The organism is Sphingobacteriales bacterium, assembly GCA_016711285.1.
Taxonomy (GTDB): domain Bacteria; phylum Bacteroidota; class Bacteroidia; order Chitinophagales; family UBA2359; genus JADJTG01.
In genome coordinates this window covers 323622-349898 of the sequence record JADJTG010000017.1, presented here as the reverse complement: position 1 = coordinate 349898, position 26277 = coordinate 323622, and the positions used below count along the sequence as shown (strand labels likewise).

Annotated in this window: 13 protein-coding genes; 10 read left to right on the top strand and 3 right to left on the bottom strand. The window is 41.9% G+C overall.

Annotated elements, in window-relative coordinates:
* Nucleotides 1-58: 58 nt before the first annotated feature.
* Entirely contained in the window at nt 59-1852 is a 1794-nt protein-coding gene (locus tag IPL35_17430) for an acyl-CoA dehydrogenase family protein (GenBank protein MBK8445068.1), read from the bottom strand.
* Nucleotides 1853-2248: 396 nt separating this feature from the next.
* Between IPL35_17430 and IPL35_17425 the strand changes: the two genes are divergently transcribed.
* The 4 genes from IPL35_17425 to IPL35_17410 all read left to right on the top strand — a co-directional run bounded on the left by IPL35_17425 (nt 2249) and on the right by IPL35_17410 (nt 13767).
* Nucleotides 2249-10726: a choice-of-anchor L domain-containing protein gene (locus tag IPL35_17425; protein ID MBK8445067.1), complete on the top strand. Its 8478-nt coding sequence runs from the start codon at nt 2249-2251 to the stop codon at nt 10724-10726.
* 181 nt (nt 10727-10907) lie between these two features.
* Nucleotides 10908-12353, top strand: a complete 1446-nt coding sequence (locus IPL35_17420; protein ID MBK8445066.1) for an aldehyde dehydrogenase — start codon at nt 10908-10910, stop codon at nt 12351-12353.
* Nucleotides 12354-12593: 240 nt separating this feature from the next.
* A complete protein-coding gene (locus tag IPL35_17415) occupies nt 12594-13277 on the top strand; it encodes a retropepsin-like domain-containing protein (protein ID MBK8445065.1) in 684 nt (227 codons plus the stop codon).
* Nucleotides 13234-13767 carry a PDZ domain-containing protein gene (locus tag IPL35_17410; GenBank protein ID MBK8445064.1) on the top strand — a complete coding sequence of 178 codons (534 nt, stop codon included), beginning with the start codon at nt 13234-13236 and terminating at the stop codon, nt 13765-13767. Before IPL35_17415 ends, IPL35_17410 begins: the two co-directional genes overlap by 44 nt.
* A 125-nt stretch (nt 13768-13892) precedes the next feature.
* Here the strand turns inward: IPL35_17410 and IPL35_17405 are convergent, their stop codons facing one another.
* Both IPL35_17405 and IPL35_17400 read right to left on the bottom strand, forming a co-directional pair.
* A complete protein-coding gene (locus IPL35_17405) occupies nt 13893-15404 on the bottom strand; it encodes a tail fiber domain-containing protein (protein MBK8445063.1) in 1512 nt (503 codons plus the stop codon).
* 262 nt (nt 15405-15666) lie between these two features.
* A complete protein-coding gene (locus IPL35_17400) occupies nt 15667-16893 on the bottom strand; it encodes a T9SS type A sorting domain-containing protein (GenBank protein ID MBK8445062.1) in 1227 nt (408 codons plus the stop codon).
* Between the two features lie 256 nt (nt 16894-17149).
* Here IPL35_17400 and IPL35_17395 point away from each other — a divergent pair, with 256 nt between their 5' ends.
* The 6 genes from IPL35_17395 to IPL35_17370 all read left to right on the top strand — a co-directional run bounded on the left by IPL35_17395 (nt 17150) and on the right by IPL35_17370 (nt 26269).
* Entirely contained in the window at nt 17150-18595 is a 1446-nt protein-coding gene (locus IPL35_17395; protein MBK8445061.1) for a hypothetical protein, read from the top strand.
* Between the two features lie 160 nt (nt 18596-18755).
* Nucleotides 18756-19442, top strand: a complete 687-nt coding sequence (locus tag IPL35_17390; protein ID MBK8445060.1) for an acetyltransferase — start codon at nt 18756-18758, stop codon at nt 19440-19442.
* Nucleotides 19443-19624: 182 nt separating this feature from the next.
* On the top strand, nt 19625-21199 hold the full coding sequence (locus IPL35_17385) for a helix-turn-helix domain-containing protein (protein MBK8445059.1): 1575 nt from the start codon (nt 19625-19627) through the stop codon (nt 21197-21199).
* Between the two features lie 4 nt (nt 21200-21203).
* Nucleotides 21204-22967, top strand: a complete 1764-nt coding sequence (locus IPL35_17380; protein MBK8445058.1) for an AIPR family protein — start codon at nt 21204-21206, stop codon at nt 22965-22967.
* On the top strand, nt 22954-23727 hold the full coding sequence (locus IPL35_17375; GenBank protein MBK8445057.1) for a TdeIII family type II restriction endonuclease: 774 nt from the start codon (nt 22954-22956) through the stop codon (nt 23725-23727). Before IPL35_17380 ends, IPL35_17375 begins: the two co-directional genes overlap by 14 nt.
* Before the next feature lie 133 nt (nt 23728-23860).
* Nucleotides 23861-26269, top strand: a complete 2409-nt coding sequence (locus IPL35_17370) for an alpha-amylase (GenBank protein ID MBK8445056.1) — start codon at nt 23861-23863, stop codon at nt 26267-26269.
* The last annotated feature ends 8 nt before the right edge of the window (nt 26270-26277 follow it).

Below are 26277 nucleotides of genomic sequence, written 5' to 3'. Positions count from 1 at the left end.
TATTTTAAAAAATATCAATAAATTATTGATTATTAGTTTTTTATAAAAAATGACATTATTAAAAACAGTAGTTGTTTGCTTGTATGAGTTCCTGAGCAATAATACGGCGTGCGCCGATAGTATTGTAGGTTGGATATTTGGTAAAACGTTTTAATCCTAATTGCATCATGCGCATCATATCGCCTTCGGCAAAGGCAGCCAACGCCGTTTTTCCATAGATAAACATACGGTCTGACATATCCGAAATATAAGTTTGTGCGATGGCAATATGTGCAGCGCAGGCTGCTTCGCCGCGTGCAGCTACCATTTTTTCAACGCGCAACAAAGTAGATTCTGCTGCAAATAGTTCTATTGCCATATCTGCGATACACATCAGAATTTCCTGTTGTGTGGAGAGTTTTTGCATAAATTTCTGTACGGCAGCCCCTGCAATCATCAATACAGCTTTTTTGCCGTTGGCGATGGCTTTTTTCTCTTCATCAAACAATGAACCACTGCCACTGCCGCCGAAGTCGGGTACTGCCATCAGTTCTTGTTGTACTTTCATGGCGGGTCCAATCAAATCCAACTCGCCTTTCATAGCGCGGCGCAACAACATATCTACTGCCAGCAAACGGTTGATTTCGTTGGTGCCTTCAAAGATACGATTAATGCGGCTGTCGCGGTAGGCGCGGGCAGCGGGAGCTTCTTCGCTGAAACCCATACCGCCGTATATTTGTACGGTTTCATCTACCACATAATCCAAGGTTTCAGAACCCAACACTTTGAGGGCGGCGCACTCGATGGCGTATTCTTCGGCTGCCTGTAATTTAGCCTGTGCTTTATCTACACCGCTTGCCAAAAGTTCATCTACTTTTTCTTTCATCAAATCTGCCACGCGATAAGTGGCTGATTCACAAGCAAAAATGCGAATGGCTTGTTCGGCGAGTTTGTGCTGGATAGCACCGAAATTGGCAATGGGTTGTTTGAATTGTTGTCTTTCATTGGCATATTGTACGGCTTTGGCACAACTTGCTTTGCTGCCGCCCATTACCATAGCGCACAATTTGAAACGACCGATGTTGAGTACGTTGAAAGCAATTTTATGTCCTTTGCCGATTTCGCCCAATACATTTTCAACAGGAACTTCTACATTTTCAAAGAATACTTGTCGGGTAGAAGAACCTTTGATACCCATTTTTTGCTCTTCTGCACCCAAAGTAATACCTTTGCGGTCGGCTTCAACAACAAAGCCGGTGAATTGAGTACCATCTACTTGTGCAAATACGATAAACAAGTCGGCAAAACCGGAGTTGGTAATCCACATTTTTTGCCCGTTGATGATATAATTTTTACCATCGGCACTCAATATAGCTTTGGTTTTGGCGGCGAGGGCATCAGAGCCGGAGTCGGGTTCGGTGAGGCAATAGGCGGCTTTAATTTCGCCGCTTGCCATTTTGGGCAGATATTTTTCTTTTTGGGCATCGGTGCCGAAATAAAAAATAGGCAAAGTGCCGATACCGGTGTGTGCAGCTACGGCAACACCAAAGGAATGGCTGTGACCGAGTTTTTCGGAGATGAGGGTTTCGGTGAGCAAATCTGCACCTGCTCCGCCGTATTCTTCGGGCAAGCCCGCACCTAAAATACCAAGTTCGCCGGCTTCATTGAGGAGTTGCTCCATTAAGCCGGGTTCCATTTTATCTATTTTTTCTATGTTGGGTGCAATACGCGCGTTGATAAAATCGTAAGTGGCATCACCAAAAAGGCGTTGCTCTTCGTTTAAATCTTCTGGCGTAAATAATTCGGCGGCGGCAGTCGTTTTTATCAAAAATTCGCCACCTTTCAAAACAAGATGAGTGGTTTCGTTGCTCATTGTATCTGTTTATATTGAATACGTTAACAAAATATAAGGGCAAATTTAGCGTATATTTTTATATAAAAAAATTTCGCTAATAGCGAAATTTCGCTAAAATAAATTAATTATATTTAAAAAATACTGACAACGAAATAGGATTTTATCGTATCTTAGTTTTGTAATGATTGATTTTATAAAAAAATGCTGTTTGATGATTGTTGGAAAATGTTTTAATTTTGACAGTTTTGTTATTTCATATATCCTTTTTTGTTGATAATCAAGTTGTTTTTTATACATTTGTTTGTTAATTTGTAAATTTTGATTCAAACCTCTACCTTGTTTTATATGAAATTACATATATCATAATACATTATTTCTTGTTGTTTTTTCCTTTACTCCATCATTTGTTTGATTATGTTACGTTCTATTCTATCTTTCCTTTTACTTCTGTTTTCCGGTGATTTATTATTGGCACAAGGTATCGGCACTTCACCGAGTAATGATTTTGAAGGTTTGGTGCAAGATGTGTTTATCTCCGGCAATTGCTTGCAAGTAAACGATGTACAAGGTTGCGGATTTATTGGCACTTTTTCTAATGGTGGCGGTATTGGTTTGGGAGGAAATGGCGGTGTGGGTATTATGCTGGCAAGTGGTCGCTTGGCAAATGCTGCCGGTCCCAACGACAGCCAGGGTACATCGGGCACGGGTGGCTGCGGAGCTTATTCGGCTTTGCCGGGCAATACTACCGAAGGGTCGTACTTGCAATTCACCTTTACACCGGTAGAAGATTTTGTGGAGTTTAATTTCGTTTTTGCTTCCGAAGAATATGGCGGCGATTATGATTGTTCGGTATTTAATGATGTATTCGGTTTTTTTCTGACAGGACCCAATCCGGGTGGCGGAAATTATAACAATACCAATATCGCCTTATACAACGGCATACCTATCACCATTAATAATTTCAACGACCAAGGCTGCGGCGACCCTGTTATTTATACCAACAACGTTGGCGGCTCTTTTATGGAATACGACGGTTATGTGTCGGCATCTATTTTTGCGGCTGTGGACAGCTGCGAAGAATATACGATTACCATTGCCGTTGCCGATGTAGGTGACGGTATTTTTGATTCGGCGGTATTTTTGGAAGGAAAAAGTTTTTCTACGGGCAGTGCATCTACGGTAGCTGCTACCATTGCTGGCGAGGAGTTGACAAATGCTTTTGAAGGCTGCCAAAATATTGTATTCACTTTTTGTAAAGATATAGAAATAAACCCCATCAGCGAACCTGCTGAAATTGAAGTGATTCTTGGAGGCACTGCTACCAATGGTGTAGATTATACGGGACTGCCACCCGGCAATACTTTTACGGTGCCCATTCCGGCAGGTATTGAGTGTATAGAGCTGGAAGTACCTGTTGCTGATGACGGTATTTTGGAAGGTGAAGAAACATTTACTTTGGAAATTACCAACAATACTTGCCCTTGCGGAGCAAATCCGCCTCCTTTGGAGTTGAAAATTCTGGAAAATAATTTGGCAGTTTTGGTAAATGATACCGAATTGTGTCCGGGTGGACAACCTCAGTTGCTTATCGCCAGCCCTTCGGGCGGTTATTTGCCACAAGGCGAAAATTATATTATTCAATGGAAACAATGCAATGCGGGTTTTACCAACTGCGTTAATGCCAGCAATGTGGTATTTCCGGGTGCACCCGGGCAAACACTGTATTATCAAGTACAGGTTGAAGATGCCTGCGGAAATACGGTAACAGAAAATGTACTCGTTACAGTGGGCGGCTTGCCCGAACAGCCCGTCATTGAAGACCCGGGTATTTTGTGTCCGCCGGGTTCTGACGGCTATGTAGAAGAAATATTTTTAATATCCAATGTGGCGAATGGTGTGTGGAGTGGTCCGGGTATTGTAGATAACAGAAACGGAATTTTTAATGTAGATACTGCTTTTGCCGAAGCACCTCAATTTCCTACCGGCGGTCAGCCATATACATATACTATTATATATGAGGTATCCGACGAATGCGGAGCCGAAGTAACCGCCCTCTTGACTATACAAATGGAGAGTGAGCCGCAGGTAGAAATTATAGACCCCGGAGATATTTGTATTGGCGATACTATTGTATTAGATGCCTATATTAATGGTGATATATTGGCAAATGCCCCCGGCAGCGGCTATTGGAGTACACCTACTGCCAATGTATTTATCGGTGATAATGGAGAAGTAACAGGATTTACGGGAAATCCGCCATATATGGTATCTTATGCTTATACCACACCCAATTTTTGTTATACTACCGTTGATGAAATACAATTAAATTTTGTAGAATCTCCCACAGCTACTTTAGATGGTAAAACCTATCAGATTTGCCCCGGTGGTGTAGATTGTACCAATATCCCTATCAAACTCACCGGACAAGCTCCTTGGTCACTGACCTATTCTATTGACGGCACGAATCAGGCGGCTCTCAATATTACACAAAGCCAAACACAAGCCGGCACAGGAGATACGGTATTGTATAATTTACAAGCCTGTACCGCTGGAACTTATATAATAGAAATCGTTTCTGATATAAACTGTACGGGAGTAGGCTTCAATGAAGCGGTGGTAGAAACAGCTCCCCCTTTAACCGTAACATTTCCCGACAGCACCATTTGCTATACAGGTACTGCCGTACAAGTGCCTATCACTTTCACAGGTACACCACCCTTTTTTCTGACCGCTAAATTTGATGGTTTGAATAATGATGTACCGCTTATACAAAATATCACAGCAGCGCAATTAGATGCCAATGGCGTGTATTTGCTGAATATTTCGGCACAATCTCTGAATAACAATATTCCGGGTACTTTCGTAATCAACACCACCCCTTTACCCGGCTTGAGTGATGCTTTGGGTTGTACGCCTACCATCAACAACGGCAACTTCGTAATTGGTACTTTTGCCATTACCGATGCCGACATTACGCCCGAAACCTGTGATGCCGCCAATGGTGCTGTTACCAATGTTACCTATTCCGGTGTGGGCACTAACAGTTTGGAATATTACTGGGTGTCGGCAGCCGGAGATACAGTAGCTACCACCGATAATTTAACAGATGTAAATGCGGGAACTTATACTTTGTATCTTCACAATGCGGGTGGCTGTGTGGATACTGCCACTTACGATATTCCCGACCAACCTTCGCCTGTATTAAGCGGCGGTACTGCAACGGCAGCCACTTGTAACCTCAACAACGGCAGCATTACAGATATTGTTATATCAGGCGGCACCGGCAATATCTCCTACGAATGGCTCAACGGTGCAGGTACTACCATAAACGGTGCTGCAAGTATTGATTTAAATAATGTAGCAGGCGGTACTTATACTTTGGTAGCCACCGATGCCAACGGTTGCGATGATTCTTTGTCGCTCACTATTGATGCCTTTGCTAGCCCTATATTGAACGGCGGCATCGTACAAAATGCCTATTGCGGACAAAGCAACGGCAGTATTTCGGGTATTAGTGTTACTTTAGCAACAGGTGTCACCAATGCTGTTTACAGTTGGCAAGACAGCAACGGTAACGAAATAGCTCTTACTACAGACCTTTCCAACGTTCCGGCGGGTACTTATACTTTTATAGTAATTGATGAAAATGATTGTGAAGTTTCTTTACCTCCTTTTGTAGTTGATGATTTGCCGGGACCTACCTTGAGTGGCGGCGGCACCGAACCCGAAACCTGCTCGGAAAATGACGGAGCAGTGGTGGGAATTTCTATTGCAGGCGGAGCGACACCTTATACTTATACCTGGACTGATGCCAACGGAACGACAGTAGGTACGGATAGCATTGATTTATACAATGTTACCGAAGGTTCTTATACACTTACTGTTGTAGATAATGCCAATTGTGAAGATGAAATAGGACCTTTCACCGTGAGCCATACACCCGATATAGTAGCCACAGGAGGAACAGTAAATAATGCCGCTTGTGGCGATGCCAATGGCGGTATTAGTGGAATTAATGTAAGCGGCGGAACTTCCCCTTATACTTACGAATGGTCAAATAGTACGTCCAATATTAATTTAAGTAATGTGGGCGAAGGCACATATACTTTTACAGTCACCGATGCTGCCAACTGTACAGCCACACTCAATTTTGATGTTGCCGACGAACCAGCTCCCATCATCAATGGTGGAAGTTTGGTTCCATCTACTTGTAACTTGCCCAATGGAGCAGTCAATGGCATTACCATTATCGGCGGTACGGAACCACTCACTATTCAATGGCTCAATAACGGCACACCCGTAAGCGGAGCTACTACTGCTACTTTGAGCAATGCCACAGGCGGCGATTATACACTTGTTGTAACAGATGCCAACAACTGCGAAGTAACACAGGATTTCACTATTCCCGCTTTTGGAAACCCCGCTTTAAGTGGCGGCACTGTACAAAATGCACATTGCGGACAAAGTGACGGCAGCATTACAGGCATACAACTGACTTTGGCAAATGGTGTAACTGATGCAGATTATGTATGGACTGATGCAGCAAACAATACGGTGGGTAATACTGCCAACCTCAACAATGTTGCAGCAGGAACATACACAGTTACAGTTACTGATGAAAATGATTGTGAAGCTACCTTATCTTTTACAATAGATGATTTACCTGCACCGACTTTGAGTGGCGGCACACCTTTTGCAGAAACCTGTGCCGGAAATGATGGTGGTGTCGATGGAATTACTGTATCCGGCGGAGCTACACCATATTCATATAGCTGGACAAATGCAGGTGGAACTATTGTAGGCAGCAACGATATAGATTTAAGCGGCGTACCACAAGGTACTTATACATTGACAATAACAGATGATGCAGATTGTGTTGTAACAAGCCCCCCTTTTGAAGTAGAACACGCCCCGCAAGTTGATGCTACCGGCGGTACAGTTGATGACAGTGCCTGCGGCGATGCAAATGGTGGTATCAATGGTATCAATGTATCGGGCGGCACAACACCTTATTCTTATAGCTGGACAAATGCAGGCGGTACAGAAGTAAGTACAACTTTGAATTTGACCAATGTATTGGCAGGAAATTATACTTTTACGGTCACAGATGCCTCTGATTGTCAGGCTACTTTGTCTTTTACAATCAATAATGAAGCCGGACCCACACTGAGTGGCGGCGAAGCTACTCCCGCCGTATGTGCCGAAGCCAACGGAGCCATTAACAATGTACAAAGCAATGGCGGCACAGGTACACTCACCTTCTCTTGGACAAATGCCTCCGGTTCTGTTGTAGGAAACAGCATTAATTTAGCCAATGTCAGTCCGGACGACTACACACTTACCGTTACTGACGAAAACGGCTGTACCGACAACATCACCATTACAGTAGGAACACTGCCTTTGCCAACCCTCAGCGGCGGAACAGTAAATAATGCTACTTGTGGCGAAGCCAACGGAAGTATTATCAACATTGTTGCTACCGGACAAGGCACTATTGATTATGTATGGCAAAACAGCAGTGGCGGCGTAGTTGGTTCGGGTAGCGGCACAAGTATTAGCTTGCAAAATGTAGCACCAGATACTTATACCCTCATCATCACCGATGAAAATCAATGCGAAGAAAGCCAAACCTTTACTTTACAAAATGAACCCTCGCCTGTATTAAGCGGCGGTGTTGCCAATAATTCAAGTTGCGGCAATGCAGATGGAAGTATAAATGGCGTAAGTGTAAGCGGCGGCACACCGCCTATTACTTATTCTTGGGAAGATGCAGCAGGTGATGCAGTAGCGGGCAATGGCAATTCATTGTCTAATGTGCCTGCCGGTGCTTATACCTTATATGCTACTGATAACAATGGCTGCCGCGATACTTTATTTTTTAATATTATTGATATTGGCGCACCAACTGTTAATCCTCCTACTACTGTAATCGGCACAACCTGTTCCGGTAATAACGGCTCTATTGCAGGTGTGAGTGTAAGTGGCGGCACACCGCCTTATTCCTATCAATGGACACTGAATGGTACACCTGTTATCAATGGCAACCAAGCAGATATAGCTGCTTTGGCGGCAGGAACTTATACGCTTACTGTCACCGGAGCCAACGACTGTGCAGCCAGCATCAATGTAGACGTTCCCGACGCACCGGGTCCTGTTTTAAGCGGCGGTATTGCTCAGGCTTCTAGTTTCTGTGCCGACAACGGCAGCATCAGCGGTATTGTTTTATCCGGCGGCACAGCACCTTTCAGCTATCAATGGGAAAGAAACGGTGTGTTAATAGCGGGCGAAAATGATATTGATTTGCAAGATGTAGGCGCAGGAAATTACACTTTAACAGTAACTGATGATAATGATTGTACATTTAGTATAGATTTTACGGTTACTGCCGCCAATCCACCTTCTTTGAGTGGCGGTACTGTGGTAAATGAAACGTGCAGCGATAATAATGGAAGCATTACAGGTATTGTTTCTAATGGAGTGACACCGCTTACTTATGAATGGGTAAATACCAATACTCCCAACAATGTAATCAGCACAAGCATCAATTTAAATAATGTAGCTGCCGGAGAATATGAATTGACCATGACCGATGGTAATGATTGCGATACTACTTTAACATTTACGATAACTGACAGTCCGGCTCCGCAAATCAGTGGCGGCGGCACTACTCCTTCGAGTTGCGGTCAGTCAGATGGTGCTGTTAGTACAGTAAATGTAAGCGGAGGTCAAACGCCTTACACTTATAGCTGGATCAATGCACAAGGAGCAGCAATAGGCGGCAATCAGAATAATTTGCCGAATGTTCCTGCGGGTAGCTATACACTCACCGTCACCGATGCCAACGACTGCACCGATACCGAAACTTATACCGTTTCTGATGCTTCGGCACCGATTATCAGTGGCGGCACTCCTACATCTACTACTTGTTCTCAGGATAATGGCAGCATTACAGGCGTTTCAGCTTCGGGTGGCAACGGCAATTTGAGTTTTACATGGACAGATGCGGGCGGAGCTACGGTTTCCACCAATCAGCAATTAAACGGAGTGGCGGCAGGAAACTACACACTTACGGTAGAAGATGCTACGGGTTGTGTAGCAACCAAATCATTTACCATCACCGACCAAGCTGCACCTCAATTAAGTGGCGGCACCGTGACACCTCCCACCTGCGGCGAAAATAATGGAAGTGTAACAGGCGTTTCGGCTTCGGGTGGTACTGCACCTTTGACCTATGTATGGCGCGAAGGAACAACAATAGTAGGCAACTCGGTTAATTTGATAAATGTAGGTCCCGGCACTTATGCACTTACTGTTACCGATGCCAATGATTGTAGCGATAACATTTCATTTGATGTAATAGATGAAGCATCACCACAAATTACAGTGGACGGCACCACCGTTTCGGATTGTGGAACAGGTACGGGCACAGCGAGCATCAGCGTAAGCGGCGGCGTATCTCCTTATCAATACGAGTGGACAAACAGCTTATTACAAGTAGTTTCTACCGTTCAAGACCCGACCGGTCTTTTACCCGGCACTTATACAGTGGCGGTTACAGATGCCAATAATTGCACCATCACTGAGCAAGCCTTAGTTCCGGGCAATATTCCACCGCCTGTTATCAGTTGCGGAACCGCCGATTATGAAAGCCTTACTTTCAACTGGACGGCGGTAGGCGGAGCAAATGGTTATTTGGTTACTTACGAAGGATTGAACGATACCTTATTGCTAAGTGCTGCAACACTCACTTATACTATAGAAGATTTATCGCCCAACCAAACTGTTACCTTATATGTAGCCACCGTAGGCGAAGCCGGTTGCGGATCCAGTGCCTTTGCCGACAATGATTGTACTACGGCAGGTTGTCCGCCGGTTGCAGTGGCTATCAGTGGTTTAGCAGATTCTTATTGTGTAGGTGATGCTGCCGTAAATTTAACTGTTACGCCTACGGGTGCTGTATTGAGCGGAGCGGGCATCAGCGGACTTACATTTGACCCTACAATAGCAGGAGCCGGAAATATAGACATCAATTTAGTGTATGAGGTGTATTATGATCAGGATACTTGTGTGTATGAAACGCAAGCAACAACAGTAGTATATGAACAACCCATAGCCGACTTTGAATTAGACAGTTCGGTGGTATGTTTGGGCGATTTGGTGAACTTCAGCTTTACGGGGCTTGCCAATAATGGTGATGATATATTGTGGGATTTCGGCGATGGCGCACAGCCTGCTACCGCCAACGGTATTGGTCCTCACGAAGTTTTTTGGAACACACCGGGCAACAAAAACATATCGCTCACCGTTGCCAGCAGCAATTGTAATGATGCCACTTCGCAGGTGGTGGCAGTTTCGGAAGTTACCATCAGCACCATTGGCAGCACCGAAATTGATTTGGGAGAATCTATTGAACTCGTTACCAATGGAACTTCTGCACTCAATGGCAGCTTAGATTTTGAATGGATAGTATTGGGTGAAAATGGCAATCTTTCCTGCGAAAACTGCCAAAATCCTACTGCTACTCCTATTGACTCGGTTACATATCAAGTAACCGTAGAAGACGAATACGGCTGTACGGCTACTACTACGGTTACGATTGACGTTTTTGTGAAACCTTTTGTTGCCGTTCCTACCGGATTTTCACCAAACGGCGATGGTATTAACGACTTTTTCAAAGCAATTTCGCGGGAAGTAACAGCATTAGAACTGATGGTATTCAGTCGGTGGGGCGAAAAGATGTATGAAACCAAAGAAATCAATCATCAGGGCTGGAACGGCTTATTGCCCAACGGCGAAGCTGCCGAATTAGATGTATATGTATGGTGGTGCAGGTATAAAGACAACAACGGCAAAGAAGAACTCATCAAAGGAAACGTAACCTTAGTGCGATAAACTTTTGATCTAATCATTTGTTTTATTTCATAAAAAAATAATTTCCGGCAGTGATAAAATGCTTGTAATTTTATCACTGCTTTTTTTCTTTCTGTTAAAGATGATACGCAGCATTGCTCGGCATTGCTGATTTTGTATTCAAAAAAATTCTGTTCATCATTTTTATAACCATAAAAAAATTATGGCTCATATTTTAGAAAATCCTGTCGCTTCAGCCTCTTTTATCCCAAAAGAAAGCACGGTATCCAATCAAATAGCAGATGTGATAGCACAACAAAACCGTTTTTTTGCTTCGGGTGTTACAAAAGACGCAAATTTTCGGGTACAGCAACTCCGCCGCCTGCGCCAAGCTATACAACAATATGAGCCGAAACTCTTCGATGCGCTCCACGCCGACCTGCACAAAAGCAATTTTGAAAGTTTCGGAACAGAAATCGGTGTCACACTCTCCGAAATAGATGGTTTTATCAGCCATGTTCCGCGTTGGGCAAAACCCCACAGCGTAGGCACTTCTTTATTTCATTTTCCGGCATCGAGCCGCATATATTACGAACCTTTCGGCAAAACCCTCATCATTGCCCCTTGGAATTATCCGTTTTTGTTGAGTATTTCGCCATTGGCAGGTGCGTTAGCCGCCGGAAACACTGCCGTTATCAAACCCTCCGAACTCACGGTGCATACTTCGGCGGTAATGCAGGAAATGTTAGAGGCTTATTTTCCTGCCGAACAAGTGGCGGTATTTCAGGGCGATGCCGCCGTTGCTCAACAATTGCTGGCGCAGCCTTTTGAATTTGTCTTTTTTACGGGCAGCACGCGCGTAGGCAAAATTGTATATGAAGCCGCCGCCAAAAATCTCACACCCGCAGTGCTGGAACTCGGCGGCAAAAGCCCTTGTGTGGTGGACAAAGATATACATCTGACACACACCGCCCGCCGTATTGTGTGGGGAAAGTTTTTAAATGCCGGACAAACCTGTATTGCACCCGATTATGTATTGGTGCATCGTTCTGTAAAAGATGCTTTGATTGCACAAATGAAAAAAGAAACGGAGCAGTTTTTTGGCAGCAACCCCCAACAAAGCAGCGATTATGTGCGCATCATCAACCACGCTCACTTCGACCGATTGCTGCGCTTGATAGATGCTTCCAAAGTGGTGCACGGTGGCACACACGACCGCAACGACCGCTACATCGCACCTACTATTTTAGATGGTGTGCAGTTGAAAGATGCAGTGATGCAGGAAGAAATTTTCGGTCCTATTTTGCCTGTCTTGACCTACGAAAATACCGAAGAAGCACTTGCCATCATTCGGCAACGCCCCAAACCTTTGTCGTTATATGTTTTTTCAAAAGATAAAAAATGGTGCGAAAATATCATTGAGCGCACTTCGTCGGGCGGCGGCTGCATCAACGACACTATTGTGCATATTTCCAACAAAAACTTAGGCTTCGGCGGTGTGGGCAACAGCGGATTAGGAAAATATCACGGCAAAAACAGCTTTGAGGCATTTTCCAATCGGCGCGGTATTTTAGATAAAAAATTGTGGCTTGATGTGCCTTTGCGCTATGCTCCCTACAACAAATTGAGCTTGGATATGGTACGAAAAATCTATCGCTGGTTTTTTTAGCTGGCGGATAAGTAGGTAATTTTTTTTGAAAAGAAAACAAATCCACACACTTGGCAGGCGGTATTTTTTCATAAAAAACACCGTATTTTCAATACCTTAAAATAAATTTTTGTTACAATTTTGTTTTGCGCAGGTACTTTGATACTCAGATATTACTGTATTGCTTGGTGTTGTTTTTGTTGTCTGTTGTGTTCATCATCAGAGAGCGCAGCACAAACGACAAGGAAAGAAACGCAGCAGGTGGTAGGCTTTGACATTCCACAAGGTCGGCGCGTTTGTACGATACCGATACAAGTTGTCAATAATTTAATACTGCTGCCGGTGCGCAACCATAGCGGTTTGCCACTTACTTTTATTTTAGATACAGGTGTAGCTACGCCGATTTTATTGTATCAATCGCTGCAAAATACTTTTGAATACCGCTACCAACGTACAGTTACGGTGAGGGGTTTGGGCAAAGATGAAGCACTCGAAGCACAGGCTCTCAGTGGAGTTTCCTTAGATATAGGTGCGTTGCAAGGGCGCAATTTGGAGATGATTGTACTACCTGATTTTGCCTTTGATGCTACAAGTTTGGTCGGTGTGCCGATACACGGTATTATTGGCTACGACATATTTGCACCCTTTCAGGTGCGTATTGATTATATAAAAAAGCAATTACAAATACGGCTGCCGCAATCGTCCTGCAAAGGAGCAGCGAGCATCATTCCTTTAGAAATCATCAATAAAAAACCATATATACGGGCTAAGGTGCAACAAGAGGAACGAAGGTATGACAATACTTTGCTGTTTATAGACAGCGGCTCCAGTATGGCACTTACATTGGTGGCACGCGATACTTTAGATATACCCCCTTCGGAGCAGGTAGTTCCTGTGTTTTTTGGGCACGGGACTCAGTGGCGATTTGAGTGGCAACTTGGGTAGGGTAGATGCTCTGTATATGGATAAGCACACTTTATTACAGCCTCTTACAGCTTTTCCCGATTCTGTGTCGCTGCGGCATTTGTATGCAGTGGACAGTATCCGCAACGGCTCGGTGGGTGGCGAAATATTGCGGCGTTTTGTGGTAACATTTGACTATACGGCGCAACGGCTCTATTTACAGCCCAACCGACATTTTAAACAAAGCTTTGAATACAACAAAAGCGGCTTACATCTGTTGCAGGAAAACAACAACAAACTCACCACTTTGGTAGTGAGCAGGGTGGAGGCAAACAGTGCAGCAGAGCAGGCAGGTATTGAAAAAGGGGATATTTTATTGTCGATAAACGGAACTGCCGCCGCCGAGTGGAAACTCAGCGAATTGTATCATTTTTTTACCCACAAAAAAGCGGGCAAGCGCATACATCTCAAAATATTGCGACAGGGCAATATCAAAATTTCCCGCACTTTGGTATTGCGCGATTTATTGTAAAAATACATAGCAGTATATAAAAAAAAGCCGCCCCCAAAATTGAGGAGCGGTCTTGTGTGTATGTATAATAACAGTTAGGGTCTGTTTTAGCATTGAGTTTTGAAGACAAAATTCATATTGTTTTATTAACGGCTCAATACCATGCGTTTGCTGGCTACTTCAATACCGTCTGCAACGAGGGTATAAATATATAATCCGGCAGAAAACTCATTGGCTTCGATAATACTGCTGCCTGCGCCGCGCGAAGTAATATCCATTGCTTTGAGTTGTTTGCCACTCATATCATAAATAAATAGTTGGGCAGTATTGACGGTTTCGGGTAAAAAGTAGCGAATTTGTGTGTTTTGGTTGAATGGATTGGGGGCATTTTGTTCCAGAACAGCACCTTGCAAATCGTTGTTATTGTTGCCGGAAGTTTTGTTAAAAGCCGAGCAGCCATTTTCGCACATTGCTTGCAAGAGGTTTTTTAAATTCTCTAATTCTTCTTTTACGCTGCTTACTTGCTTGTTTAATTCAACAATGGCTTCATCTTTGCTTTCAATGAGGACTTGTTGCTCTTGAATGGCTTCGGTGAGTACCGGAATTACTGCATCATAATTCACCATTAAAGTACCGCTTTCGTGTTGGCGTACTGCTTCGGGTACTATTTCGAGCAATTCCTGTGCTAAGAAACCATTGGTTTTTCCTTCCGAAAATTTAGTGTCTTTCAACAAAGTATTGTCGTATTCGTAGCTCACCGGATTGAGGGCTTTTACTTTGCTCAAAGCATTTTGCAAAGGTGCGATGTCTTTTTTGAGGCGTTTGTCGGAGAAAGTGAAGTACATACCGCCGCCCACATCACCATTGGCAAACAACACAGTGCCTACAACACCTGTCACCCAAGGTGCACTGCCCGGAATAATAGCTGCCGGACCAGGCCACATACAATTACTGAAAGGACCGCCAACGGTTAAAGTAGCATTGACATTCAGGTCGCCGGGGCAACCGGGTGTGGTGCTGATAATAGGAAACCCTACTGCGCTGGTGGGCGAACCACAAAAACTAATCGAATTTACATTTCGGATATTGTTGCATTGCATTTGCAAATCTGTGGTAGCAATATGATTGCCTAAATTATCGCCACCACCCGGAGGCACAGCTACAGAAGCTAAATATCCGTTGGCATCTACTCCTACAAAAGTGTTGGGAGTCAAAGAAGGTACATTTACGCCGCTACCGCCTAAAACCAAACCGCCTAAGCCATCGCCAAAAACGTTGCCGCCACCGCAGAAATTAGCCGAATTGATGTTGTTGATATCAAAACACGACATATTTAAAGGCATAGCGGCGATATGATTGCCTAAATTATCGCCTGGCAGTGGGGCAGTGCTTAGGTTGCGAACACGAACATTATTTGTACCATCTAATACCAAGATATTAGTGGCTGCAGTAGTACTCGCACCTAAATTTTGCAAGCGCACCGTACCATTGACGTGGAGTTTGGCGGCGGGGCTGGTTACATTGATACCTACATTGCCGGAGCGGTAAATATTACCTGTAGAAGTGGTAACACCGAGCCATTGTTGGGCTTGTAAAGAAAAAGAAGAAACTGCCAATAAAGAAGCAGCTAATGCGAGATGCTTGATAGTGCGTGTCATAACTTTGAAATTTTTTTGGGTGAATAAAAATTATTAAAATTGATTTGAATGAAATTGTTTGTTTTCTTGCCACAAAATTATCCTACTCATCACCCCGAAAACAAATACAAAAAAAATGAAAAATATAAGCGACTCATTTTTATACTTCCGTGCAAGCAATTACGCCAAACAGATAATTTTTTTTATGGAATAAGGAATAAAAAAAATGCGCCACCCAAAGGCAGCGCACTTTTGTAAAGACATAATACACACAATAGCGTTTTTAGCGTTTTATCAGTTTTCCTTTGCTTATTGTTGCTCCTGTTTGGAGGCGATAATAATAAACTCCGCTTGCTACCTCCGCACTGTTCCAGACCAAATGCTGTGCTCCCGCACCAAAAACAGCATCATTGACAAACTCCACAGCACCCAATGGCGAAAATATTTGCAGTTGCACCTGCTGTTGTTCTTCTTCTACATAAAAAGAGAAAGTTACCGTTTGCTCAAAAGGATTAGGGCTTATTTGTAAATTTTTATAAACGCTCATATTTCCGGCATCGGTTTTAAGTGGCGGGCTGCTGCAATTGACAGAGTTGTGCAATATATAGCGGGCAGCATTTGCCATACATTGTAAATAGTTGGGATTTCCGGTGCAGGCGCAGGCTTCTGTTCTGGAATACACACGACCGTAGTTATTGCCAGGGGTGGTATCTTTAATATAAGTACAAGGACTGGAGCATAAATCGGGCGGCGGCAATGTTAAAACACCATAAATGGGTTCTACGGTAGCCACACCATATACATGAATGGTTTTTAAGCAAGTACCCGAACCAGCGGCTTTACTGGCAGTGCCACCCGCCCCGCAATCAGAACTTACACAATATTCTATGGTATCCATAGAGCCGGTAACGGTGGGCAAAGGATAAGTATAAGCGGCAGTAGAGGTAGAAAAAGTACTCGGAGGCTCACTATCCACACTGATTTCCACCGTATAGCTTGTTGCTTGCGGTACGGCTGTCCATTGCAAAATTTCTTCGTTGCCGGCTTGGGCGTAGCTCGTCCAAAGGCTGTCGGGGTCGGGGCAAAGCGGATTGGAATAGGTATCGCAATGAAAGGTTGAAGGATATTCTATTACATTGGGGCATTGCGAAAGCACACAAAACGTCAAATCTTCGCCTTGCCACGCAGGAGGTACTCCAAAATTAAATTCGGGTGTTGATGGCATAAAACTACCGACAGGCACACCATTGGAGCTGATATTGAGTGTGTATTGGGTTGCTCCTGCCACCGGATTCCAGAAAGCCTGTATGCTGTCGGGCTGTATGCTTGCAAAATTGATAACAGTAGGCGGCGGGCAAAAATGTGACGGCAGCACCCAAGTATCTGCATAAAGAGCCGTATCCGCTTCAATAATTGTATAGGCGGCTGTTTGTGCTTGTAATAGGGTAGTTGCTGCCGCCCAAATCCAACAACAACTGTAAAAAACGCAGCGTAAAGAAATTTTTTTCATATCTTACCAAGTTTAATTTATTTAAAAGTACAATATCACTCCCAATACATTCGGAGTGTTGTTTTCTTTTTTTACGGCACATCTGTTGTGATGATGACAAAATGACGTAAAAAGAAGCCTTATTTTGTTTGATACATAAACATATCCTAAATTAGTACTCAAAAATATAATAAAACCTTTGATTGTTTCATTACATTTTTTCGCCAAAATATCAAAACCTGATACAGTCGGCAGCAATTTTTTTTAAAACTTTTTTATGAAAGATGCCAAATTGATAAAAGTATTGCGGCTTTTGCCTGCCGGCGAACTCAAACGCTGGCGCGATTTGGTATATTCGCCTTTTTTCAACAAAAACAAAGTGTTGCAACAGTTCTGTGATTATATCCTCAAATATGCTCCTGATTTTGAACACCCTGCTTTAGAGCGCGATACAGTATTTGCGACATTGTTTCCTAATGAGGGCGCACGCGACAATAAAAGCGAAACCATCAATATGTTGTCGGGCAAATTATTTGCGCTGCTGGAACGGTTTATTTTTATGATACAAACCGAAAACAAAGCACAACTGCAAGAAATAGAACTCTTGCGTTTTTACGATACTCACCATCAGTCCAATTATTTTCAAAGTGCGCTGCGCAATCTTTCAAAAATAAAAAATGCACACCCTTATCGCAACAAACATTTTTTTTATGAGGATTTTTTGGAAGAATCTTTAAAAACGGATTATTACAGCGAAAAAAACGACGAAAGCAAAGGCGATGTGAATTTTCAGGCGGCGATGTATGCCTTAGATGTGTTTTATTTGTGCAGTAAATTGGAACAACTGTGCCAAATGCGCAACCGCCAGCGCAGCGTGCAGCAGCCCTACACTTATACGCTGATGGAGGAAATATTGTCTTTTTTACAAAATGACACACAATATCGCCGTTATCCTGCTATCAATATGTGGTATTCGGCACTTTGCCTTCTCAACGAACCCACATTAGAACGCTACGACTACCTGAAACAACTGCTCGAACAACACGCTCCTTTGTTGGAAATCCGCGAGAGCAAAATTTTATACACTTATTTGGTAAATACGCTGCGCGATGTAGTGAGCGGGCAGGCTTATTACGAAAAAGTATTTGAGTTGTATCAGTTTGGTTTGACCCAAAATTTCTTGTTTCCGCTGCTGCCCACCGTGCTGCGCAATATTGTGCTGGTGGGTTTGATGCTGAATAAAGTGGAATGGGTGAGTAATTTTTTGGAAACGGCAAAGCCGCAAATTGCCGAACACCCCGACAAAGAAGATGCTTTTAATTTGTGTTTGGCGTGGTTGGATTTTAAAAAAGGAAATTTTGATGCCGTTTTAGACCGCCTCAATACGGTGTTTTTCAACAGTATCATTTTTAAAATAGACGAACGCTGTGTGCGCCTGAAAATTTATTACGAACTCGGTTTAGATGAATTGTTTTTGAATCTTATCAACAGTTTTCGCAAATTTGTCACCGACAACAAAAACATATTGCCCGCCAATTATGTGCAATGGCAGCGCGATTTTATCAATACCACCTACGACCTGTTCAACACCGCCGCCGGAGAAACGAAAAAATTGCAAGCCATTAAAGAGCAAATTGTGCAAACCGCCATTTTACCCGAGCGCACTTGGCTGCTGGAAAAATTGGAACTCAAAATGCAGCAACCCCCAAAAAGGAAATATTGAGTGCAGCACGAAACAAATGATTAATTTTTAATTATAAATGATAACTACAAGAACTAATTAAAAATCAATGTTGTATAAAAACAAATACTAAAAATTGATTCTGCTCAAGCACTTGCTTTATTCAAAAACAAATATTCTTTTATATTTTTTTTACAAAACAATGACCACTCCTACCGCCACCGCCGCCACACGCCCTTTGCTCATTATCGGCGGCGGAGCCATTGCGCGTTTGGCAAAATTTTATTTTGAGCGCGACACGCCTTATCGCATTGCTGCCTTTGCCGTAGATGCTGCCTTTTGCCACAGCGATACTTTTGAAGGGGCACCCCTGCTCACCATTGAAGCGGCGACAGCACAGTTTCCGCCCGCCACCTGCGATGCTTTCGTAGCCATCGGCTATGCGCAAATGAATCGGGTGCGGGCGCAAAAATACGAGCAAATGAAGCAATACGGCTATCGTTTGGCGACTTATATCAGTCCACACTGCACCTATCTGAGCCAATTTGAAACCGGCGACAACTGTTTTATTCTGGAAGATAATACCATACAGCCTTTCGTGCGCATCGGCAACAATGTGTATTTGTGGAGTGGAAACCATATCGGGCACGATGTACACCTCGCCGACCATGTGTATGTGACTTCGCAAGTGGTGATAGCGGGATTTACGCAAGTGGGGGCTTATAGTTTTTTGGGCGTAAATGCAACCCTCCGCGACAGCATCGTGCTGGGAGAGCGCACTTTGGCGGGAGCGGGAGCAGTATTGCTCAAAAATACCGCCGCCGGTAGTGTGTGGGTTCCGCCGCCTTCGGTACTGCTGCCCAAAGACAGCAGCGAACTGAAAATCTGAAACAAAATTATTTATGCTATATTTTAATTATAAAAGCACTGTTTTTTTTGTTAAAGATAATGAAATAGCTGCTTTGTATATTTTGTAATGTGCAAATGGATATGAAACAAAGGAACATAAAAACCCATACCTTTGGAGGTGTTTTGTGAAAAATTCAACCAATATTCAAAAGTTTTACCAATATGGAGCTAATGACACTTAAAGAAGCCGCCGATTTTGCAAGCCGGCATATCAATAAGAACGTAACAACTTCTAATATTTCCTATTTGATAAATTACGGCAGAATACCAAAAGCAGGAAGCAATGGAACAGTTTTAATTGATAAACAAGAACTTATCAAATATTATGAAAGCTATTATGGAAGCCGTGAGTTGGATTGGAAAGACAAATTAGGCAATGATTTGAATTGGGCTTTGAGTTTTGAACACCTGAAAGAAGCCGAAACAACTAAGCACGTCCACCGTTTGCACCCCTACAAAGGCAAATATATTCCGCAATTAGTTGAATATTTTTTAGATGACCATACAGACGAATTTAAAACAAAAACTTTTTTCAAAAAAGGAGATATTGTACTTGACCCTTTTTGCGGGAGTGGCACAACCTTAGTACAATCTAACGAATTGGGTATTCACGCTATTGGTATAGACGTTTCGGCTTTTAATGCCTTGATAGGGAATGTAAAAGTTTCAAAGGTGGATTTGACAGACCTTTTCCAAGAAACCGAACAGATAAGTAAATCACTCAAAAAATTTGTACTCAACTCATCACATCTTGCTTTTGAAAAAGAACTTTCAGAGTATTTGACAGAATATGATAAAAAATATTTCCCCTCACCCGAATTTAAGATTAAGGTAAGAAAAAAGGAAATTGACGAAAAAACTTACACTGAAGCCCACGAAAAAGTTGTTTTGGAGAAATTTAATGAATTGGTAGTTAAATATAGCCTACAAATTAGGCAAGAGCAGAAAAATAATTTTTTGGCAAAGTGGTATTTACAGCCAGTTCGTAATGAGATTGACTTTGTATTTGAGCAAATCAAAAAAGTACAAAATCCACACACTAAAAAAGTGCTTACCGTAATTTTGAGCCGTACTATTCGTAGTTGTAGGGCAACTACTCACGCAGATTTGGCAACTTTGGTAGAACCTGTAACAACGACTTACTATTGCGCAAAACACGGTAAAATTTGCAAACCTTTGTTTTCGATGGTTTCGTGGTGGGAAAGATATTGTAAAGACACTTTACAACGATTTGGAGAATCTGCTAAATTAAGAACTAATACATTTCAATATTGTCTGAATGGTAACTCGGAAACAATAGATATTTTTGCAGAATTAGCCAAAAAACACCCCACTTTTTATGAATTAGCCCGAAATCAAAAAATCAAGGGTATTTTTTCAAGTCCGCCGTATGTAGGCTTGATTGATTACCACGAACAGCACGCTTATGCTTATGATTTGTTTGGATTTGAAAGAAAAGACGACCAAGAAATCGGCTCGATGTCCAAAAAGCAAACCAAACAAGCCCAACAAGACTACGCCAAAGGTATAGCCAATGTACTAAATAGCTGCAAAAGGTTTTTGGCGGAAGATTATGATATTTTCTTAGTAGCAAACGACAAAAACAATTTATACCCACAAATTGCAGAAATGGCAGGTATGCAAATTGTAAATCAATACAAACGCCCTGTGTTAAATCGTACAGAAAAAGACAAAGGGGCGTATTCGGAGATTATTTTTCATTTTAAAAGCAAGTAAAATTATGCAAAACCCAAGATTAAAAGGAGTTGTAGAACGCTTTGCAAATTTCAAACAAATTCAAGGTGAATTTTGGGAGAAATACCAAATATTTGCAAATTATATCTTTTTGAAAGATGTATTTTATAAGGTAAATGAAGAATATCCCTATGAAAGTCTTTTAAATATTTCATTTCTAGAAGATATAAATTTTGGGAAAGATGGTACTATGGCTGTAGATGGGTGCTTTTTAATCTATAAAAAAGAAATTCTACATCTTGGAATGGATACGCAAGATTTAGAAGAAAAATTTGAAAAATTTACAGATGGAGATTTGAATATAATACTTATTCAAACTAAATCAGGAAAATTAGAACCGACTGATATTAGTACATTATCAGATTGTCTTAATGCTGAATTTAAGCAACAAACAGAATGGCGAAAATTTGTGGAACTTCGAGGATTATGTAATAATTTCTTAGAAAAAACCAATAAAATAAATATAAAGTTTTCTTGTATTTATGTTGAAGGTAAGCAGACAGAAAAAGCTACATTTAATAATTCTACTTTTACTGTTCGTGTTGATGCCCTTAAAAAAGCAATGAAAGATTATTTATGGATTCCAAAAGATGAATATATTTTAGTTGATTTTTGTAGTGCTGAAAAAGTGTATGAAATGTATGAAAAGCAAGAGCAAAATCTTAGCATTGTTTCTAAAACTGTAAATTATATAAATATAACGAGTGCTATAACTGTTCCTGATGTTGGAAATATTTTATTCGGAGCAATATCTTTTGGAGAGTTAATGAAACTAATTTACGATAAAGAAAAAGGTAGAAGGTATGAATTATATGGCTACAATGTTAGAGATGAAGTTAAAAACCCTGCAATTAAGAAGGAGATAATTAAAACAATTACGGAACAGGGGGAACAATTTATTATACTTAATAATGGCATCACTTTTATTGTTGATAAACAAGAGAAACGTGGTGAAAGGGGAATTGTTCTTGAAAATATAAGAATAGTAAATGGTTGCCAAACTTGTAATGCCATTGTAGATGTTTGCAAGGATACAGACGATTTTAATGACCGCCAAGTTAGTATGAGAATTATTGAAACTCAAAAAGATGAAATACTTTTGGGTAATATCACTTATTCTTCAAATAATCAGAATGCTGTTACGAAAGAAAACCTTATTTCTATTGCTCCAAAAATATTTGAATTAGAAAAGGCATTTAAGGTTTTTGATTTGGAAAGAACGACTCCTTTTGAAACAGTTCTTTTTGAAAGACGAGAAGGGCAGTTTAGAGGTCAGAGCGTAAAATACATTGATACTCTTGCTCTTGCCAAAGCCTATATTTCTTTATGGGACGGTTTACCGAATGAGTGTTTAATGTATAGAGATGAAATACTTGAAAAATTTGTACATAGTATGAAAAACGATGAGTTTTTTATCAAAAAATCAATAATAGCAGGGATTTTATGGCATAACATCTATAAAAACACGCCATCTCTTTATGATAATGCTCGTTATCATATTTTTTCAGTAATCACGAGAAATTACATAGATTTACAAAATCCAGAAATTTCACAACTTGATTTTCATAAAATTCCTGATGAAATTCAGTTAGTTATAAATGCAATAAAAGAATGTAAAGACACTAATAATGACTTTATTTTCCCTGCATCAACTGCAAAGGGTAAAATACATTATCGTAAATTTTATCCACCAACAGCATTAAATGAGATAGATATAAAATATAAATCACTAAAAAATGCCCCTATCTAAAACACAAAAACTTCAAATACAAGAAGTCATTAAAACTTGTCTACGAAGCAAGTTCAAAAATTACAAACCTGAAAGCAATTATATGCCTTTTCATCACGCTTTACTGGGAAAAGACAGAATGGCGTTATTTTCTTTTATTCAATCTTTAAATACCACTTTTGGGAGTTCTATTTTTGAACCTGTAGCAATAGCTTTATCTGCAACTCATTTCAAAACAGCAAAAGCACAATTTGTAGTGGGGAGTGAAATAAGCGACTTTGCACAAAGGGAAATTCAAGAAATCATCAATGAACTTTCTATGGGTACATCGCCCAACAAAATAAATGAAGTGGAGAGAATACGCAAGGTTTGCCAAAAGGGAATAATGCAAAAACTCAAAACTGTAAAAGTGGATTTGTATTTGGAAACACAAAGCAATGAAATTCATTTATTTGACCTAAAAACAGCCAAGCCAAATATCAGTAATTTTAAAGATTTTAAAAGAACACTTTTAGAATGGGTAGCCATTATTTTAGCCCAAAATCCAACAGCAAAAATTCATTCTTACGTTGCTATTCCTTATAATCCTTATTACCCCGAACCTTATCAGCGTTGGACGTTAAAAGGAATGTTAGACTTATCCCAAGAGTTAAAAGTTGCCGAAGAATTTTGGAACTATTTAGGCGGTGAAGGTGCTTTTGAAGATTTATTGGATTGCTTTGAATTGGCTGGTTTGGAAATGCAAGCTGAAATTGATAATTATTTTTTAAAATTTAAGTAATACTTATGAATAGGCTTTTGTAAGAAAAAAGCTACACTATCCAAATCCTTCGCGAATATTTTAAAGTTGGTTTGTTTTTTGCCAATATTATTGTATCTGTTTTATAATATTCATTTTTTCAATACATCTTTGTATGAAATACGCTACTATATCATTTCTGTTTTGGGTGGGTTTTTCTGTATTCGCTATCCCCGCCTTACAAGCACAAACCCTGCCTGTCCCTTTCAAACCCTGCGAGCAGTTGTTGAGTGCTTTGCAACTGCAAGCCCCCAACGACAGCACCCACCTTTTACTCAGCGACTACCTGTGCGAACCCTACACCATCAGCTCCATACAAACACACAGCAGCATTGTCTATCATCTTTCCGATGACCGCAAGCAGCTCAGTTTTTGGATAAAAGACAAGGAAGCCCTGCCGCCGCTTTCGTGGCTTACTATTCGCGGAAACGGAAAAAATACGAGTATTCTCGTGAAAAAATCGGATAAACAAAAAGTCCTTTTCTCCTATCAACCCGAAAAAGCAAACCGCCCGATGAAAGTGCAATTAGCGGGTGACATGAATCAGTGGAATCCGGCGAACACCACCCTCGTCTGGAACGAAGCACAACAACAATACGAAACCGAAATGTACCTGAAAAGCGGTATCTACGCTTATCAGATAGTGGCAGACGGCAAATGGCAACTCGACCCCGCCAACAGCGAGCAAATGCCCAACGGTATGGGCGGTTTCAACTCAAAACGCACCATAGGCGACCCTTTGCAGCGCAAAGTGCCGCACCTCACCACCTTCAAATACACCGACACCCATATTTTAATCAAAGGCGAGCGCGACCCCTATAAAATGGTGGCTCAATGGCAAAATACCGCTATTGACGCTTTTTATTCCGAAGGCTCACAAACCTACCAAATTCTCATTCCGCAAGAAGCCAAACTATTGCCGCGCTCTTTTGTGCGCGTTCAAGCCTACAACGAACACGGCATTTCCAATGAATTGCTCCTTCCCTTGCACTTCGGGCGCGTATTGGATAAGGTGCAGGAAATTCAGCGCAGCGATGCACAGGCACAAATCATTTACAATGTTTTTATTGACCGTTTTTATAATGGCAACCCCACCAACGACCGCCCCACTCCCGACCCCGAAATTTTGCCCAAAGCCAACTATTACGGCGGCGATATTGCGGGCATCACACAACAACTAAACAAAGGATTTTTTGACGAACTCGGTATCAATACTTTGTGGATTTCGCCCGTTGTTAAAAATCCAAAAGGAGCTTGGGGCTTGTTTAACAAAGATGGTGTACGCACTAAATTTTCTGCATATCACGGCTATTGGCCTGTTTCTTTTAATCAGGTGGAAGAAAGGCTCGGCACCGCACAAGACCTCAAAAATCTGGTCGCTGCCGCCCACGACCACAACGACAATGTATTGCTGGATTTTGTGGCGCACCATGTACATCAGGAACACCCCTTTTACCAACAAAATCCCACCCTTGTCACGAATTTGCATTTGCCGGACGGCTCGCTCAATACCGAGCGTTGGGACGACCACCGCCTCACTACTTGGTTTGATGTGTTTTTGCCCACTTTGGATTTTTCTAATGCCAAAGTGCGCCAGATGCTGTCGGATTCGGCGGTTTTTTGGCTCAAAGAATACCAACTCGACGGCTTTCGCCACGATGCCACCAAGCATATACCCGAAATTTTTTGGCGCGATTTAACCAAAAAAATAAAAAAAGAAATACAACACCCTATTTATCAAATCGGCGAAACCTACGGCTCGCCCGAACTGATAGGTTCTTATTTGGGCAGTGGTATGTTAGATGCACAATTTGATTTTAATGTATATGATGGTTTGGTGGGGGCTTTGGTCAATAAAAACGCTTCTTTTGACGATCTCAAAAGCCGTATTATTCAAAGTTGCACCACTTACGGCTATCACCACACGATGGGCAATATCAGTGGCAACCAAGACCGCCCGCGTTTTATGGCACTGGCAAGCGGCAAACTTTCTTTTGAAGATGATGCAAAATGGGTGGGCTGGGCAAAAAATATACAAACAGAAGCCGCCGACTCTGCCGCTTTTAAAAAAATGGCTTTGTTGCAAGCCTGTATTTTTACGCTCAACGGCATACCGATTGTGTATTATGGCGATGAAATAGGTATGACGGGTGGCAACGACCCCGACAACCGCCGCCCGATGCAGTTTGAAAATTATACCCCCGAACAAAAAAAATTGCGCCATACTGTTCAGCAATTGGCAAAATTGCGCCGCAATACCTTGCCCCTGCTCTATGGCGATTTGCGCCTGCTCAACAGTTCCGATGCCGATGTATTGGTATATAGTCGCAATTATTTCGGAAAAAGTGCTTTGATACTCATCAACAAAAGCGAACACGACAGCAAAGCCCTTACACTGCAAGTGCCTGATTTTTTCAATACAGAAAAATTAGAGAGCAATTTTGGTCAGGCTGCCAAAGTACAACACAAATTTATCAGCATCACCTTGCCGCCTTTGAGCTTTGAGATAATGACCACACCGTAGAAAAAAAA